Here is a 17,126-nt window from a genome sequence, read left to right as displayed (position 1 = left end):
TTGTTAAAAAATATTAACGAGATTGTATGACACTTTTATAACGTTTGCAGGTGCCTCGCTGCCTGAGGCCACCCCAAACATCCACACTTAGTGCATGAATATCAGTTACTTATAAAATTCAGCCAATTGAGGCCGCTGTAGCACCCAGGTAGCGTGCCCGCTTGGAGGCCTTCAGATTCGCCAGATCCAGCATCACCAGGCCATCGACACAGCCGGAGAAATCCGGGTCCTCGCCAAAGTCCAGAAACTGCACACCAGCCGGCTCCATCAGGTCCACGTACTGGCGGTACAGCACCGGCAGGCTGACGCCCAGGGCATCAAGCTGATGCTTGAGCTGGCCCAGGCCCGCCTGCGGATCCAGGCCGGCCAGCGCCTGATGCACGCGCTCGGCCACCTGCGGCGACACCACGAACGGTTGGCGCGCCGCGGCCAGGCCCGGCGCGCCGAAATAATGCTGGTGCGCCACGGCAATCCATTCGCGCGCCTCGCGCGGCAGCTTCACCGACATGCTGACCGGGCCGAACAGGTAGCGGATTTCACGATGACGCTGCAGATACAGGCCAATGCCCTGCCACAGCTGATCGAGCGCCCGCGATCGCCAATACGCCGGCGCGATGAAACTGCGCCCCAGTTCCAGCCCCTGGCTCAGGCGGCTCTCGAGCGCGGGCGAATACTGGAACAGGCTGGCGGTGTACAAACCGGCCATGCCGTGCTCGGACAGCACCCGAGCGCCATGACCGAAGCGGTAAGCACCCACGATGCGTTGCGCCGCCGGGTCCCACAGCAGCAGGTGCTCGTAGTGGGCGTCGTACGCATCCAGGTCGCAGCGCTGGCCGGTGCCCTCGCCCACCTTGCGAAAGGTCAGCTCGCGCAAACGGCCGATCTCGCGCAGCACCGCGCTGTCGCACGAACCGGTAAACAGCAGCGCCTGTTTGCCATCCGACAGATCGCCCAGTTTTTCGGCGCCAGCCAGTGCGTCGACCAGCTGCTGCACGGGCTCCGGATGCGCCAGTGCCACCTGCCCGCCGAAGATCAACCCGCGACCACGCGCCACCCGATAGACGTGCCGACGCATCAGCACCGCCGCGCGTGCCGGCGAATTCCCGCTGCGCGAGGCCAGCTCATCGGGGTCGATCAGGGCGCCGATCTGGAAACCGATACGCCGCTGCCCCGCGGCCACCGCCTCGCGCGGCAGCATCGCCGTGCTCAACGGCCTGGCCAACATCGACAGCCCGTAAAAAGCGGCGGAATTGCGCGCCGTCACATGGATCGGCAGCACCGGCACCTTTCGCCGCAACGACAATCGGGCGAAACCATCCGACCAGCGCCCGTCACGCACGCCCGTGGCGCGCACGCGCGACACTTCGCCGGCAGGAAACACGATCAAGGCCTCGCCGTTGTCCAGCGCGCGATAAATGCCGCGCAGGCGCGAAGCGGCGCCGTTGCCGAATACATCCACCGGCAACAGCAGATCCCCCAGTTGCGGCACCACGGCCAGCCAGTCGTTGCCCAGTACCCGCACGTCGCGACGCACGGAGCCGATCAGCTGCAACAGCGCCAGCGCGTCCTGCATGCCCAGCGGATGGTTGGCGACCACCAGCAGCGGGCCGTCCACCGGAATGTTCTCGCGTTGCTGCGGGTGGACGTGGCTGTGCGTTCCCAGCAGCTCGAGCGTGCGATCGACAAAGTCGAAGCCGCGCGCGGCGCCGGCCTGGTCAAGCACGCGGTTGAAAGTGGATTCGTCGGCCAGGCGTCCGAAAAGCCCGGCCATCGGGCGGCGGATCCTGGGGTGCTGCGCCAGCCAGGGCATCCGCTCGACCAGCGCCTGTTCAATGCTCAGCATGTCGCGCCCTCGAGAGTTTTCCCCAATCTGTCAGACGATTGTGACAACAGGTCGAGTATGTGCGGCGTCAATGCCGCTTCACCTGGGCTGCCGAGGGGGAAGCGCCTTGCGCTCAGATCGCCAGATGCAGGAACGAAGCGACGCCGCCCAGGAACATCTGCACGGACAAGGCGATCAACAACATGCCCATCACCCGCTCCAGCGCGGTCAGCACGCTCTCGCCCAGCCAGCGGAACAGGTAGGTGGCGCTGAGCAGGATCACCGACGTGGCCAGCCATGCCAGCAACAAGGCGATCACCCAGTCGGCGGTGCGGCCGGGCTGGCTGTTGGTCAGCAGCAGCAGCGCGGCCATGGCCGACGGGCCGGCCACGCCGGGGATCGCCATCGGTACGATGAACGGCTCACCCTCGCCGGCCTTGCCGAAGATGCCGCCGCCGTCGGCCGGCGGGAACACCATGCGGATGCCGATCAGAAACAGCACGATGCCACCGGCGATGCTGATCGAATCGGACTTCAGCTGCAGCAGCTTCAGCATGAACTGGCCACCAAACAGGAACACCAGCAGCACGCCCAGCGCAATCAGCAGCTCGCGCACCATCACCAGGCGACGCCGGCGCGGTGGCACATCCTTGAGCAGGCTGAGGAAGAACGGGATGTTGCCCAGCGGATCCATGATCAGAAACAACATGATTCCCGCCGACAACGTGGTCATCTGCGTTTCCATCGAACCGGAGGCTCCTTGGGTGGCGGGTCGCTCGACCCGTGCAGGTTTGCGTACAGATTGCGGTTTTACACCGAAACCAGCGGCCGCCTGCGAAGGCGGCGAAGCGCTCGGAATCAGGCGCCGTCGCGCAGGTCCAGCACCGCGCCACGCGCCGGTGCCGCATCGGGGCCAAGCAGGTAAACCGCCGCTTCCGCCGTCGCATCGGGCAGCGGCAGTTGCATGGAGTCTTCGCCGAAATAGGCCATGCGCCGCAGCGTGGTGCGCATCGGCGCGGGCAGCAACGCATGCGTGCGCATCGCGCCGTCATCGGTTTCCTGATGCAGGATCGCCACGAGCCGTTCCAGCGCCGCCTTCGATGCGCCATAAGCGCCCCAGTGCGCCCGCTGCAACAGGTCCGGATTGTCCAGCACGAACACCACGGCACTGTCCGGCGCGCCCAGCAGCAGCGGCATGCAGGCCTGGGTCAGTGCGAAGGGCGCCGACACATTCACGTGCATCGTGCGCAGCCAGGCATCGGGCTTGTGCATGACGATGGGCGTGAGTCCGGCAAAACTCGCCGCCGCGTGCACGATGCCATCCAGGCGGCCAAAGTCGCGCTCCAGCCCTTCGGCCAGCGCGGCGTAATCGGCGGGCGTGGCCGCTTCCATGTCCAGCGGATGGATCACCGGCTCGGGCAAGCCCTCGGACATCATGGCGTCGTAAAGCTGCTCCAGCTGGCGCTTGCGCTTGCCGGTGATGACGACCGTGGCACCGGCGCGCGCAGCGGCGCGCGACACCGCGCTACCCAACCCGCCATAGGCGCCGGTGACGAGAACAACGCGCCCGGCCAGCGTATCGGCCGCAGGTTTCCAGCCCTCGGGCAAGCGGGCTACAGGCAGCGCGGTCAATGCGTCGTTTCCGCGACGTCGCTGGCCATGCGTGCCAGTTCACCGGCCACCTGCAAATCCTCGATGACGTCGCAGCCGCCGATCAACTCGCCCTGGATGAACATCTGCGGGAACGTGGGCAGGTTGGCGAAATGCGGCAACGCCGCGCGCACCTGGGGGTCGGCCAGCACGTTCACGGCGTGAAAGGGAGCACCGGCATCGCTCAACGCACGCGCTGCGCGGCTGGAAAAACCACACATCGGAAATTCCGGCGTACCCTTCATGAAGAGCACGATGGGATGCTCGGCAAGCATCGCCTTGATTCGTTCGTTAATATCCATGGTTCGACGTTCGTCTTTACAATGCATGCAGGCCGGCATTGTATCAGCCCCCCAGCGGCCGGCCGTTGCGACCGGTCGCGCTTCCTCCGCCATCGCCAAGGAGCCAATCATGGCCATTGAACTTCCTCCCCTCCCGTACGAAAAAAGCGCCCTCGAGCCCCATATCTCGGCCGAAACGCTGGAGTTCCACTACGGCAAGCATCATCAGGCCTATGTCACCAACCTGAACAAACTGATCGAAGGCACCGAGTTTGCCAACGCTTCGCTCGAGGACATCATCAAGAAGTCGTCCGGCGGCGTGTTCAACAACGCGGCGCAAACCTGGAACCACACGTTCTACTGGAACTCGATGAAGCCCAACGGCGGCGGCGAGCCGACCGGCAAGCTGGCCGACGCGATCAACAAGGCGTTCGGTTCGGTCGAGAAATTCAAGGAAGAGTTCAGCAAATCCGCCGCCGGCAACTTCGGCTCGGGCTGGACCTGGCTGGTGCAGCGCCAGGATGGCTCGCTGGGCATCGTCAACACGTCCAACGCCGCCACCCCGATCACCGGCACCGACAAGCCGCTGTTCACCACCGACGTGTGGGAGCACGCGTATTACATCGACTACCGCAACGCCCGTCCGAAGTACCTGGAAGCGTTCTGGAATCTGGTGAACTGGGATTTCGCGGCGAAGAACCTCGCCTGATTTTCCGGTCAGCGACAAAAAAAACGGAGCCGTCATGGCTCCGTTTTTTCATGGGTCGGCGCGGTGCTCGCGATGGCGCTTATCGGGTCAGCGCATCCAGCGCCGGCTGCGCTTGCGGCAGGCGGTCCAGTGTCGTGGCGACATCAGCCAGGCGATCAGCCAGGGCGGCGGACGTGGGCGCGCAAAGCGTGGCATGGCCCACCTTGCGACCCGGCCGTGCCTGCTTGCCGTAGTCATGCCAGTGCGCATCCACCGTGCGCAATACGGGTGCGGGATCGGGCAGGTCACCGATCCAGTTGAACATCGCCGATACGCCGCGCGCCTCGCCATTGCCCAACGGCATGCCGAGGACGGCACGAACATGGTTCTCGAACTGGCTGGTGTGTGCGCCTTCGATCGTCCAGTGGCCGGAGTTGTGCACGCGCGGCGCCATCTCGTTGCCCAGCAACTCGCCGTCTTTCACGAACAGTTCCAGCGCGAAAACGCCGACATACCCCAGTCGCTCGGCCAGCGTGCGCGCCAGCTCGGTGGCCCGGCCCTGCAGCTGATCGATGTCCGGCGCCGGCGCCAGGCTCATGCTGAGCACGCCATCGGTATGCCAGTTGCGAGTCAGTGGCCAGGTGTTGAAATCACCGTTGCGACCGCGCACCGCGATCACCGACAACTCGCGCTGGAACGGTACGAAGGCTTCCAGGATCAGGCCATGCCGCGCGGCGGCCGCGCCCAGCGATGCCCATGCGGCATCCGCATCGGCGATCGAATGCAGGCGGAACTGTCCCTTGCCGTCGTAACCCAGCCGACGCGTCTTGAGAATGGCCGGCGTGCCGATCGTGGCCAGCGCCTGATCCAGCATCTCGCGGGTATCCACCGCCATGAACGCGGCCGTCTGCAGGCCACAGTCGCGAAACATGGTCTTTTCGGCCAGGCGATCCTGCGCGACGGCCAAGGCCTGCGGCGCGGGGAACACGGCGACCCGCTCGGCCAGCCAATGCGCGGTTTCCGCGGGCACATTCTCGAAATCGAAGGTGACCACGTCGACTTTCGACGCAAACGCTTCCAGCGCGGCGTAATCGGTCCAGTCGGCCACCAACAGCGGCGCCACCTGACCGGCGCAGGCATCGGCAACACCGTCCACGACCAGGGTCTTCACGCCCAGCGGCGCAGCGGCAAGCGCCAGCATGCGGGCCAGTTGACCACCGCCAAGAATGCCCAACACGGGCTGCCGATCCGCGGTCACTGGCGGGGGTCCGGCTGATCGATCACCGCTTGCGTCTGGCGGCTGCGCCACGCATCCAGCGCCTTGGCCAGGTCGCCGTCATGCAAGGCCAGCACCGCGGCCGCCAGCAACCCGGCATTGACGGCGCCAGCGCGCCCGATGGCCAGCGTCCCCACCGGGATGCCGGCCGGCATCTGGGCGATGGAGAGCAGTGAATCCATGCCGTTGAGCGCCTTGGACTGCACCGGCACGCCGAACACCGGCAGCCGCGTCTTGGCCGCCAGCATGCCGGGCAGATGCGCCGCGCCGCCGGCCCCGGCGATCACCACCTGGATGCCCCGGCCGGCAGCCTGTTCGGCATATTGAAACAACAAGTCAGGTGTGCGGTGCGCGGAGACCACCTGCACCTCGTGCGACACGCCCAGTTCGGTCAGCACATCGGCCGCGTGCTGCATCGTTTCCCAGTCCGAACGTGACCCCATCACCACGCCAACGCGCGGCGCCCTGATTGCTGCTGTCATGGTTCGGCCGTCCAAAAACCGCTATTGTACGGGCTTTCCGCAGCTCCGGCATCCCGCATAAATCATCATGGACAAGCGCTTACTCGACATCCTGTGCTGCCCGGTCAGCAAGACACCGGTGCGGCCCCTGGGCAAGCACGAACTCGACGCCCTGAATGCGGCCATCAGCGCCGGATCCGTCGATACCGTGGCGCACGCCCGCGTGCGCCAACCCATCGCGGAAGGCCTGATCACCACGGACCGGAAGGTCATCTACCGGGTCGACGACGGCATTCCTGTCATGCTCCCGGAAGAAGGTATTGGTACGCTGCAACTGACGGATTTTCCGGCGGCATCCTGAAAACGAGTAAATGCCCTGGGGCCATTGGGCCGACCGGATCATTGATAATGTGCGCCAGGCATGACATGCGGGCTCGCTTTGGCTTATTGTGGCATTCCGACCGGTTCGCCCGGACGGCACTGCATGACTGATGACGCTCCGGGGGCGTGGCTATGAACGAAGCCAGTGACTCATCAAAAATCGTCAATTTGAACCAGCGCATGGATCCTTCCAGCGAGCGCGTCGGTGAATTGCTTGCAACGGTTCGCACCATTGCCAATCGTTTGCTGCAGCAGTGGGTCGGCAACGTGTTCGAACATGTGGACGACGCATTATTCGACCTGGCCGAAAAGGCCGAGAACAATGCGGCCCAGATGCACTACTTCGACGGCATGCGCGATGTGCGCAAGCGTCGGGCGACGGTGGAGCGGTTGTTCCTGTCCACCATCGGGCGTGAATTGGGCGAACTGGCCAGCCGCCGGCCGTCGGCAACGCATTCCCCCGCCCCCACCGGCGTGGTGGAGTTGTCGCTGGTTGCCGACAACGAACTGGAGGAATCGCTGGCGATCACCAGCATGATCGGCAAGAACGAATCGCGCATGTCCCGCGATCTGTTCGCCGTCAATCATCGCCTGTCGGTCATTTGCGGCGGCCACAAGATCGACGACAGCAACAACCCCGTCGCGCCCGCGATCCTGTCCCAGGCATTCCGCACGGCATTGCACGAACTCAGTGCCGACATGCGCGTGAAACTGATTATCTACAAGCTGTTCGACCGCTATGTATTGTCGGCACTCGAGGAGTTGTATCAGGCGATCAACGCGGAACTTATTCGCGCTGGTGTACTGCCCCAGCTGCGTCCCCATGTGGCTCGCCAGCCGTCCGGTACGGCGGCCGCCTCGTCGGCAAATAGCGAGCGCCACGGTGCGGCCAGCGAGGAATCGGGCGATATTCCCGGCGACCTGCTGCAAACCTTGCATGCCCTGTTCAACGCACGTCGCGGCCATCCCGGTGAAAGCGGCGATAGCGGGACGAGCAATTATTCCGGCGGCCCATTGCCCTCGGTGAACGAATTGCTGGGCGCACTCAGCGTGCTGCAGAACCAGATAGCCACCACCGACGTGCAGCCATCGGCCGCCGGCCTGTCCAGCGCCAACCTCAGTCACGAGGTCACCGCGCTGAAGGAGCAACTGCTGCGCCAGATCGGTGCCTTGCGTGGTGCGCGGCCGGGACAGGTTGCCTCGATCGACGAGGACACCATCGACCTGGTGGGCATGTTGTTCGAGTTCATCCTGGAAGACCGCAACCTGCCACCGGAGATGCAGGTACTCCTGGCTCGACTGCAGATTCCCTATCTGAAAGCGGCCATCATCGATCGCAAGCTCTTCGCGCATCGCCAGCATCCGGCACGGCGCCTGCTCGACGGTCTGGCGGAACAGGCGAAGGGCTGGTCCGACGAATCCGACCGCGACCGGCGCCTGCACGAGAAGGTCAAGTCCATCGTCGAACAGCTACTGCACGAATTCGATGACGACATGGGCATTTTCGACCGGCTCCTGACCGATCTGCAGCAGTTCCAGGAACTGAGCATGAAACGCGCAGATCTGGCCGAGCTGCGCGTGGCCGAATCCACTCGCGGCCGCGAAAAACTGGAGTACGCACGTCGTCGCGCCGCCCGGGAAATCGTCGAGCGAATCGGCACGAATGAATTGCCGCCGTTGATCCATGGCGTGCTCGCTCGCGCGTGGGCCAACCACATGGTGCTGCTGCTGTTGCGCCACGGCGATGACTCGACCGAGTTCAAGGTGGCGCTGCATTTCGTCAATGAGTTCATCGCCAGCAGCCGTCCCGCCCAAACCCCTGAAGCCCGGCAGGCGCTTCGGCAGATGTTGCCCGGCATCGAGCGGGCGCTGCGTCACGGCCTGGCCAATGTCGCTTTCCAGGAGCCGGATATCGAGCGGCTGCTGGGCCAGTTGCATACCTACTACCGCCAGCAACTGGGCGAGATAAATCCTTCCGCCGCGCCACCGGCGGAGGACGAATCCGCACTGCCTATCCCCGACAGCATCCAGCCGCTGGTTCAGGCTGCGCCGGATTTCGACGACGACAATCTCGGCTTCGCCTCCCCCGACATCACCACGGACAGCCCCGAGTATCGCCAGGTGGAAGCGCTCCAGTCGGGTACCTGGCTGGAACTCTCGCTCGCCGATGACTCCTGCACGCGGGCCAAGCTGTCGTGGATCAGCCCGATGACCGGGCGCTATCTGTTCGTGAATCGGCGCGGGCTGAAGGTGGCGGATTACGCGCCACGGGAGCTGGCCACCCTGTTGAAGCAGGGCAAGGCGCGCGTACTGGCCGCCAACGCGCTGTTCGAGCGAGCCATGAGCGCCATCGTGGACCGCCTCAGCCATCCGTCCCCTGCCACAGAAGAAGAATGAACTCCGGCACGCCTCTTTCGACCCCTTCGCCCGCCCAGATCAGCAACGACATCGAACGCGCCTTCGCCGAGGACATCGGCGCAGGCGACGCAACCGCGGACCTGCTCGGCGCCGACGCCCACGGGCGCGCCGAACTCACCTGCCGTGACGATGCGGTATTGGCCGGAAGCGCATGGTTCGATGCCTGCTTCCAGCGGCTGGATCCCTCGGTCCATATCGAATGGCTGCTCCAGGACGGGCAACGGGCTACGGCTGGTGCCGTGATCTGCCGCCTTTCCGGCCAAGCCCGGGCATTGGTGACTGCGGAGCGTTCGGCGCTGAATTTCCTGCAACTGCTGTCCGGCACCGCCACCATTACCTCGTCCCATGTCGAGGCCATCGCCGGCACCGCCGCGCGCATCCTCGACACCCGCAAAACCGTACCGGGGCTGCGCCTGGCGCAAAAATACGCGGTGCGTTGCGGCGGCGGCCACAACCAGCGGATGGGTTTGTACGATGCCATCCTGATCAAGGAAAACCACATCATCGCGACGGGCAGCCTCGCCGCGGCGGTGCAGACGGCGAGGCAAAAGCACCCCGATCTGCCGCTGGAGGTCGAGGTGGAAACGCTGGCCGAGCTGGCACTGGCGCTGGAGACGGATGTGGACCGCATCATGCTGGACAACTTCGACCTGCCACACATGGCCGAAGCGGTGCGGATCACGGCCGGCCGCGTGCCACTGGAAGCTTCGGGCAACGTCGACCTGCAGACGATCGGCGCCATCGCGCGCACCGGCGTGGATTTCATTTCCGTGGGTGCGCTGACCAAGCATGTCCACGCGGTGGATTTCTCCCTGCGCCTGCAATTGAGCTGACGGCTCGGCGCGCCAACTTCCCGAACGGGTGAATCGCCCGTCGTCGACCGCATCGCGGATCGAACGATGTGCCTGCGATCGCTTGCACACGGTAGCGGCGGCCCACACACTGACGGCATGAGCAATCTTTCAGACCTGCTGTTGCTGCTGTCGCTTGGTGCCGCTGTCGGCCTGTGGCTGAAAATCAGCGCGGCGCGGGAACATGCCGTACGCGAGGCGCGTCGCTTGTGCTTGCAACATGGGCTGCAGCTGCTGGATGAAACCGTCGGGCTGCGTGCCTTGCGACTGCATCGCGGCAGCCCCGGCCGGGGCAGGATCGAGCGCTGCTACGGGTTCGAAGTCAGCCTTGAAGGCGACGATCGCAAATCCGCGCACATGTGGATGCTAGGCACAGCGATCAGCGCACTGAGCTTGCCTACGCCAGACCTGCCCGTGTCTCCGGTTGCCATCGCCGGCGCGACAGGCGCAAACCACCAGACATCCGACAACGTGATCCCGCTGCGTCCGCGCCGGGCCGACCAACGCCTGCACTGATTCCCGCGTTTAGGCGCTACCTGATGGCTATTTGACGACGCGCAGATGCGCGCCGCGCTTTGGCGCTGCCTCGGCGGGTGCAGCGGGGCTGGCGGACGTCTTGTCGTCGTCGGGTGGCGTGGTCGGCGGAGGCATGTCGCCCTCTTCTTCGGCCGGGAACATCATGCCTTGCCCGTTCTCCTGGGCATACAACGCCAGCACCGCACGAACCGGTATGTGGATCGACTGGCTGACACCCGAGAAGCGCGCCTGGAAGCTGATCCAGTCGTTGCCCAGGTCGAGGTTGGCGACGGCACGCATGGCGAGATTGAGTACGACCTGCCCGTTCTTGATGACCTGGGGCGGCACCCTGACCCCTTCCACGCCGGCGTCCACCAGCACGTACGGGGTGAGGTTGTTGTCGCTGATCCAGTCGTAGATCGCCCGCAGCAAATACGGGCGATTGGAACTCATCGCGGGGGACTCGTCGGTGCTCATCTGCGGGGGTGATGCCTCAAGGCCAGGGGCCAAATGAAAGTCGATGTTGCGGGCGGACCAGCATGCCGGCGGGCGAACAGCTGGACATCCACAAACGGATCGCGTTGGCAGCTTGTCAGCTGTCGTCCGTACCGTCAGCGTGGGACACCCTGCGGCAGCGGGCGGAAAAATGACGTCAAGACGGCCGCAGCCGGTTTCAACGCACCGTTTCCAGCCGCATGTTTTTTTCGTCCTCGGTAAGACTGCGCTCGAAGCCCTGGCTATGGAACAGACGCTCGCCGTAATCGACGATCGGCCGCCCTTCCTTGCCAAGGTGGACGTCCAGCGACGGCAACCGCCAGATCACCGGGGCCACCAGGCAATCCACCAGGCTCATCTCGGGGTTGAGGAAGAAGCGCGATGCCTTGAACAGTGGCACCGTGGAAAGCAGGTTCTGCCGCAGCCGCTTGCGCGCGGCATCCGCGGGCCGACCACCAGCACGGATCACGTCCACTTCCGTCAGCCAGTCTTTTTCGATACGCACCGCAGCCACACGAAGCCTGGCGCGCGAAAGCGGATCGATCGGCATCAGGGGCGGATGTGGGTAACGCTCGTCCAGGTATTCGCACACCACGCTGGTGTCATAGAGAACCAGGTCGCGATCAACCAGCGTCGGCGTCGTGCCGTAGGGGTTGAGCTCCACCAGTTCCGCCGACGCCTTGTCGCGGTCCACGATCACGCGTTCGTAGCTGACGCCCTTGGCTGCCAGAACCAGTCGTGCCCGGTGACACTGAATGTCATCGGCCAGGGTATACAAGGTGAGTACGTTACGTGAGCGCGCGCTTTGAACCATGCACCAATCCCCTTCGTCGACACGAAGGCGGCGGCTGGTCGGCCGCCGCTTTCGCAGGGTGATCTCACCCGTTTCAGTGGACGTCTTTCCAGTATTCCTTCTTCAGCATGTATGCCAGCAAGGTAAAGAAGGCCAGGAACAGCAGCACCCAGACGCCATAGGCATGGCGTTCGAGCGCGGCCGGTTCGGACGCGTATTCCAGGAAGCTGGTCAGATCGCGGGTGGCCTGCTGGAACTGCGCCGGGGTCAGTTTGCCCGGATGCGACAGCACCAGCTTCTCCACCTGCGCATCTTCACCGGGCTTGGCCGGCTTCATTTCCGCCGTTTGCAGACCCTGCAGCTCCCACAGCGGGAACGGCATCGAGGCGTTCGGGAACACGGTGTTGTTCCAGCCCACCGGACGACTCGGGTCCAGGTAGAACGAGTTGAGGTAGGCGTTGACCCAATCAGCACCCTTGGCGCGCACTTCCAGCGACAGATCCGGCGGTGCCTTGCCGAACCACGCCGCGGCCGAGGCCTCGGGCATGTGCGAGATCACCGGTTCACCGAACTTGGCACCGGTGAAGTTGAGGTTCTGCATCACTTCCTGTTCGGACAAGCCCAGATCGGCCGCGATCCGCTCGTAGCGCATGTACTTCAACGAGTGGCAACCCACGCAATAGTTGAAGTACAGCTTGGCTCCGCGCTGCAGCGACGCCTGGTCGTGCACGTTGGTGCCGGCCGGCGGCAGGCCGCCTTCTTCGGACGCCTGCACCGACATGCTGCCGACGAACAGACTGAGCGCCAACGCCACCGGGAAGATGTATCGCTTCATTAGCAGCTGCCGCTTAGTCATGCGTGGTCACCCGTTCCGGAACCGGCTTGGTTTTTTCCCAGCCGAAATATGTGTAAGCCCAAAGGAAAGCGAAGAAGCCGAAGTAGACAATCGTCATCACGCGACCGAACAGGTTCTCCCAGAACGTCACGTCGATGTCGCCGAACCAGACCGGCATCACCTCGGCGGTGATGCCCGCACCGACCGCGCCCAGCATGAAGAACGACAGCACGAACAGGCCCAGGCCCACCTTGAAGCCGGTGCCGCGGTAACGGATCGACTTGACCTTGCCGCGATCCAGCCATGGCATCGCGAACAGCACGCCGATCGAACCGAACATCGCGATCACACCCCACACGGCCGAGCCGAGGAACGACGGGATCATTCGCACGATCGCGTAGAACGGGGTGAAGTACCACACCGGCTTGATGTGCGACGGCGTCGCCAGGTTGTTCGCCGGGATGAAATTGTCGTGTTCCAGGAACCAGCCGCCAAACGTCGGTGCGAAGAAGATGATGAACGCGGCGATCATCAGGAAGAAGCCCACGCCGACCAGATCCTTCACCGTGTAGTACGGATGGAACGGAATGCCGTCGGCCGGCTTCAGCGCATCCCAGCGGTTGCCCTTGGGACCCTTCTTGATCTCCACGCCGTCGGGGTTGTTGGAGCCCACTTCGTGCAGGGCGGCAATGTGCAGCACCACCAGCAGCAGCAGCACGATCGGCAACGCGATCACGTGCAGCGCGAAGAAGCGGTTCAAGGTGGCGTCGGCCGGCAGGAAGTCGCCCATGATCCATTCCACCAGCGTGTCGCCGATGTAGGGGATGGTGCCGAACAGCGAGATGATCACCTTGGCGCCCCAGAACGACATGTTGCCCCACGGCAGCACGTAGCCCATGAACGCTTCGGCCATCAGCACCAGGAAGATCAGCATGCCGAGCAGCCACACCAGCTCGCGCGGCTTCTTGTACGAGCCGTACATGATGCCGCGGAACATGTGCAGGAAAACCACCACGAAGAACAGCGAGGCGCCGGTGGAGTGCATGTAGCGGATCAGCCAGCCCCACTCCACGTCACGCATGATGTACTCGACCGAGTTGAAGGCTCCCGCCGCACTCGGGTTGTAGTTCATGGTGAGGAAGATGCCGGTGACGATCTGATTGATCAGCACCAGCAAGGCCAGCGAACCGAAGTAGTACCAGAGGTTGAAGTTCTTCGGCGCGTAGTATTCGGTCATGTGCGCGCGGTACATCGGCGCCATGCCTGGTGCGCGTTCGTTGACCCAGTCGCCGATGTTCGTGAATACGTTGGCCATTAGCCAGCCTCCTTCGGATCCACGCCAATCTGGATGGTGCTGTCGTCGATGAAATGATACGGCGGCACCGGCAGATTCTTCGGTGCCGGCACGCCTTGATACACGCGACCGGCCAGGTCATAGCGCGACTTGTGGCAGGGGCAATAGAAGCCACCCTTCCATTCCGGATCGAACGGCTCGGGCTTGATCTCCGGCACGAAATCCGGGACGCAGCCCAGATGCGTGCAGATGCCGATCACCACCAGCCATTCCGGCTTGATCGAGCGCGCTTCGTTCTGTGCGTACTTCGGCTGCTGGTCGGCCGAGGCGCCGTCGGACTTGGGATCCACCAGCCGCGAGTCGACCATCGGCAGCGTGGCGAGTTGCGCCTTGCTGCGATTCAACACGAACACCGGCAGGCTGCGCCACGACACGGTCAGCATCTGGCCGCTCTCGATCTTGGCCAGGGACTGCGTTACCGGAGCACCGGCGGCCCGGGCTCGCGCGCTGGGTTCCCACGACTTGATGAAGGGCACAGCCGCCGCAACGATTCCCACCCCACCAACCACCGCAGTGGTTGCTGTAAGGAAACGGCGGCGGCCGTGATCGACGACTTCGTTCGCCATCAGGCTCTCCGGTACTTGCAATATCATCGTGATGGGTTTGGGCATGCCGATCGTCGAAGCCCATCAAGCTGCTTCGCCGAAACTGGCAGAACCAGTGCCCGCAAAAATCGCGTTAGTGTAGCGTCAGGGCCGGCCCCGTACAATAAAACACCTACCCGGCGATGGCGACGCGCCGCGGCCCCAGCTCCCGACTTGCCGAGTATCCCCCTCGATATGAAACATGCCGCCGGCACGCTCGCCTTCATAGCCCGATTCGTGATTCTCGGGCTGGCGATCGCCTTCGTGATCACCCTGTTGTGGCCCGGCAGCGGTGATCGCCTGCGCAGTCGATTCGGGATAACTGCCATGCCACCAGCGCGTACCGAGCCAGCCAGTGCGCCGGCGGGCAGCCCGTTGTCGTATGCCGACGCGGTGGCCGCCGCCGAGCCTTCCGTGGTGAATATCTACGCCAACAAGATCGTCACCGGCCAGGCCTTCCGGATGTACAACGATCCGCTGCTGCAGCAACTGCTCGGCGGGCAGCCAACCACGTACCAACGGCGGGAACAGACGCTGGGTTCGGGCGTCATCGTCAACGCGCAAGGCCAGGATTACGTACTGACCAACAACCATGTCATCGCGCACGCCGCCGATATCCAGGTGCTGCTCTACGACGGCCGCATCGCCAAGGCGACGCTGGTGGGCGCCGACGAGGAAACCGACCTGGCGGTATTGAAGATCGATGCCAGCAACCTGCCCTCCATCCACATCGCCGATCAGCAACCGCTGCGCGCCGGCGACGTGGTGCTGGCGATCGGCAACCCGCTGGGCCTCAACCAGACCGTGACGATGGGTATCGTCAGCGCCATCGGGCGCCAGTTGAACAGCTCCAGCGCCGAGGATTTCATCCAGACCGACGCGGCCATCAACCTCGGCAATTCCGGCGGCGCGCTGATCAACGCCCGCGGCTTGCTGGTCGGCATCAATACGCTGTTGATCGGCAAGGCGGCCGGAGCCGAGGGCATCGGCTTTGCCATCCCGGTCAACACCGCCATGAAAGTCCTCGACCAGATCATCGCCACCGGGCACGTGGTGCGCGGCTGGCTGGGCGCGGACTACGCCTTCGTGCCGGTAGCCGCCAACAGCGGCCTGCCGGCGGCAGCGCGCGGTGCCCAGGTAACGGACGTCTATCCCGGCAGCCCGGCCGCTCTCGCCGGCCTGCAGCCGCACGACATCCTGCTGAAGATAGGCAAGGACGACATCCTCGATCCGGCCGATCTGCGCCGACACGAGGCGGCGCTCGAGCCGGGCAGCAAGGTCACGGTTTCCGGGCTGCGCAATGGCGCCCCCTTCCATTCGGAACTGACGGTGGCCAAGCGTCCGCCCATGGCCACCAGCACCACCTCGGACGACTGAGCGGAAAGCCCGCTCAGCCCGGCCCGCTGGCCGCCAGCGGCGGATGGATCGCCGCGCCATAGCGCTGCCGCAGCGTACCGACGCGCTCTACATACACCTTGGTTTCCGCGTACGGCGGCACGCCGTCGTAGCGCTGCACCGCGCCCCGGCCCGCGTTGTAGGCTGCCGCCGCCAACCGCTCGTTGCCGTGGAAATTCTGCAGCAGCAGACTCAGGTAACGTGCGCCGCCGCGGATGTTCTGGTCGGCGTCGAAGGCATCCAGCACACCCATGTCCCTGGCGGTACCCGGCATCAGTTGCATCAACCCCTGCGCACCCTTGATCGAAAGCGCGCGCGGATTGAACGCGCTTTCGGCGTGGATGATCGCGCGCAGGAACGCCTCGTCCACGCCATATTCGAGGCTGGCGGCACGGATGGTGTCGTTATAGGCGGTGAGGTTGAGCGCCACCCGCCCCCAGCGAATGGTGGAATGCAGATCGCAGGCAGCACAGGTGGCGATGTAGCTGAAAAGCAGGGTCGCCGCCTTGCGTCCGCGCGGTGGCAGGTTGGTGTATTCAACGGTGCCGTCGTGGCCCACGACACGGTAGACCGCGCCGCGCAACACCTTGGTCGACGGGGCGATCGCCGTGGCTGGCGCCGCTTCGGCATCGCGCGATTCGCGATAACTCCATTGCCCCGGTTTGGCAGGAGCGACGACGGGCGCCGGGTGCGCACCTTTGCCGGTAGTGCTTGCGCTCGCCTCCACCTGGGCCAGCGACGCGCGCCGTACCGAGGCTGCGCCCACCGCCGTGGCACTGGTTTGCGCGCTCCCTTGCACGTTGGCCAGCGACACCGGCTGGGCACCATCCGCCACCAGGCTGCGCGCCGAGGTCGTCACGCTGCCGCTTGCCCGCGTCAGCGATGCCCGCGGCACCGGCGCCTTGCGCGATGGCGAGGCACCGAACGTGCTGATCCGCTTGCAGCCGTGGTAGCCCACCGTGCTGCTGCTGAACACCGCTTCCCCACCGCTGCCCGTACAGCGGTACAACGCACCCGCCGAAGCACCCGGCAGCCAGAAGGCACCGCACAGCAATGCACCGGCCAGCGCGAGCCGGCGTGGCAACGTGATCAAGGAGGAGCCCCCGGCGAACCGACCGACGCTTCCCCCGTGGCGTGCGGTATCGAACATGCGCAGAGTGTGGCGCCAACAGCGCATCCGCGCCAAGTGCGATGTCTCATTTCGCGCAGCCCGTTGCCGCATCGGGCGAATCCCCTCCCGGGCGCCGGCCGGAGCGTTGCAAGTAGTTGATCCGTCGAGCATCCATTGGCGAGAACCCCCCGCGCGGGTAAACTGCCTGGTTCAGC

18 protein-coding genes are annotated in these 17,126 nt (G+C 64.6%); 6 read left to right on the top strand and 12 right to left on the bottom strand.

The genetic code is table 11. From position 1 onward, the window contains the following. Window positions 1-118: 118 nt before the first annotated feature. The 4 genes from olsF to grxD form a co-directional block, all read right to left on the bottom strand. Complete coding sequence (gene olsF, locus UU9_RS13065; protein ID WP_007082232.1) at window positions 119-1,843, bottom strand: bifunctional ornithine lipid synthase OlsF; 1,725 nt, start codon at window positions 1,841-1,843, stop codon at window positions 119-121. A 112-nt stretch (window positions 1,844-1,955) separates the two neighbouring features. Beyond that, the gene (locus UU9_RS13060; RefSeq protein ID WP_007082231.1) at window positions 1,956-2,555 is read right to left on the bottom strand and encodes a YhgN family NAAT transporter; all 600 of its coding nucleotides are present in this window, start codon (window positions 2,553-2,555) and stop codon (window positions 1,956-1,958) included. Window positions 2,556-2,680: 125 nt separating this feature from the next. Further along, complete coding sequence (locus UU9_RS13055) at window positions 2,681-3,454, bottom strand: SDR family NAD(P)-dependent oxidoreductase (protein WP_007082230.1); 774 nt, start codon at window positions 3,452-3,454, stop codon at window positions 2,681-2,683. After that, the gene (gene grxD, locus UU9_RS13050) at window positions 3,451-3,774 is read right to left on the bottom strand and encodes a Grx4 family monothiol glutaredoxin (protein ID WP_040671014.1); all 324 of its coding nucleotides are present in this window, start codon (window positions 3,772-3,774) and stop codon (window positions 3,451-3,453) included. Before grxD ends, UU9_RS13055 begins: the two co-directional genes overlap by 4 nt. Before the next feature lie 109 nt (window positions 3,775-3,883). On the opposite strand from grxD, the gene UU9_RS13045 reads away from it, so the two are divergent. After that, entirely contained in the window at window positions 3,884-4,462 is a 579-nt protein-coding gene (locus tag UU9_RS13045) for a superoxide dismutase (RefSeq protein WP_007082228.1), read from the top strand. A 79-nt stretch (window positions 4,463-4,541) separates the two neighbouring features. Here UU9_RS13045 and UU9_RS13040 read toward each other — a convergent pair whose 3' ends face one another. Continuing rightward, on the bottom strand, window positions 4,542-5,699 hold the full coding sequence (locus tag UU9_RS13040) for a 5-(carboxyamino)imidazole ribonucleotide synthase (RefSeq protein ID WP_007082227.1): 1,158 nt from the start codon (window positions 5,697-5,699) through the stop codon (window positions 4,542-4,544). Continuing rightward, entirely contained in the window at window positions 5,696-6,199 is a 504-nt protein-coding gene (gene purE / locus UU9_RS13035; protein WP_040671013.1) for a 5-(carboxyamino)imidazole ribonucleotide mutase, read from the bottom strand. The genes UU9_RS13040 and purE overlap by 4 nt, the downstream gene beginning before the upstream one ends. 67 nt (window positions 6,200-6,266) lie before the next feature. Between purE and UU9_RS13030 the strand changes: the two genes are divergently transcribed. The 4 genes from UU9_RS13030 (at window position 6,267) to UU9_RS13015 (ending at window position 10,344) form a co-directional block, all read left to right on the top strand. Then, window positions 6,267-6,539, top strand: a complete 273-nt coding sequence (locus UU9_RS13030) for a Trm112 family protein (RefSeq protein WP_007082225.1) — start codon at window positions 6,267-6,269, stop codon at window positions 6,537-6,539. A 152-nt stretch (window positions 6,540-6,691) separates the two neighbouring features. Beyond that, entirely contained in the window at window positions 6,692-8,956 is a 2,265-nt protein-coding gene (locus tag UU9_RS13025) for a DUF1631 domain-containing protein (RefSeq protein ID WP_007082224.1), read from the top strand. Beyond that, complete coding sequence (gene nadC / locus UU9_RS13020; RefSeq protein WP_007082223.1) at window positions 8,953-9,810, top strand: carboxylating nicotinate-nucleotide diphosphorylase; 858 nt, start codon at window positions 8,953-8,955, stop codon at window positions 9,808-9,810. Before UU9_RS13025 ends, nadC begins: the two co-directional genes overlap by 4 nt. Window positions 9,811-9,927: 117 nt before the next feature. Further along, window positions 9,928-10,344, top strand: a complete 417-nt coding sequence (locus UU9_RS13015; protein WP_007082222.1) for a DUF3301 domain-containing protein — start codon at window positions 9,928-9,930, stop codon at window positions 10,342-10,344. A gap of 27 nt (window positions 10,345-10,371) precedes the next feature. Here the strand turns inward: UU9_RS13015 and UU9_RS13010 are convergent, their stop codons facing one another. From UU9_RS13010 to petA, 5 genes are all read right to left on the bottom strand, one after another. Next, the gene (locus UU9_RS13010) at window positions 10,372-10,797 is read right to left on the bottom strand and encodes a ClpXP protease specificity-enhancing factor (protein ID WP_007082221.1); all 426 of its coding nucleotides are present in this window, start codon (window positions 10,795-10,797) and stop codon (window positions 10,372-10,374) included. Window positions 10,798-11,017: 220 nt separating this feature from the next. Then, window positions 11,018-11,653: a glutathione S-transferase N-terminal domain-containing protein gene (locus tag UU9_RS13005; protein WP_007082220.1), complete on the bottom strand. Its 636-nt coding sequence runs from the start codon at window positions 11,651-11,653 to the stop codon at window positions 11,018-11,020. Window positions 11,654-11,726: 73 nt separating this feature from the next. Beyond that, the gene (locus UU9_RS13000; protein ID WP_007082219.1) at window positions 11,727-12,467 is read right to left on the bottom strand and encodes a cytochrome c1; all 741 of its coding nucleotides are present in this window, start codon (window positions 12,465-12,467) and stop codon (window positions 11,727-11,729) included. 13 nt (window positions 12,468-12,480) lie between these two features. Continuing rightward, on the bottom strand, window positions 12,481-13,782 hold the full coding sequence (locus tag UU9_RS12995) for a cytochrome b (RefSeq protein ID WP_007082218.1): 1,302 nt from the start codon (window positions 13,780-13,782) through the stop codon (window positions 12,481-12,483). Beyond that, on the bottom strand, window positions 13,782-14,387 hold the full coding sequence (gene petA / locus UU9_RS12990) for a ubiquinol-cytochrome c reductase iron-sulfur subunit (protein ID WP_007082217.1): 606 nt from the start codon (window positions 14,385-14,387) through the stop codon (window positions 13,782-13,784). The genes UU9_RS12995 and petA overlap by 1 nt, the downstream gene beginning before the upstream one ends. 213 nt (window positions 14,388-14,600) lie before the next feature. Between petA and UU9_RS12985 the strand changes: the two genes are divergently transcribed. Further along, window positions 14,601-15,782: a S1C family serine protease gene (locus tag UU9_RS12985; RefSeq protein WP_007082216.1), complete on the top strand. Its 1,182-nt coding sequence runs from the start codon at window positions 14,601-14,603 to the stop codon at window positions 15,780-15,782. A 13-nt stretch (window positions 15,783-15,795) separates the two neighbouring features. On the opposite strand, the gene UU9_RS12980 is transcribed toward UU9_RS12985, so the two are convergent. After that, window positions 15,796-16,977 carry a lytic transglycosylase domain-containing protein gene (locus UU9_RS12980; RefSeq protein ID WP_007082215.1) on the bottom strand — a complete coding sequence of 394 codons (1,182 nt, stop codon included), beginning with the start codon at window positions 16,975-16,977 and terminating at the stop codon, window positions 15,796-15,798. Window positions 16,978-17,126: the final 149 nt, after the last annotated feature.

Source organism: Rhodanobacter fulvus Jip2 (assembly GCF_000264315.1).
GTDB lineage: Bacteria > Pseudomonadota > Gammaproteobacteria > Xanthomonadales > Rhodanobacteraceae > Rhodanobacter > Rhodanobacter fulvus.
This window is presented reverse-complemented; position numbering and strand designations above follow the sequence as displayed.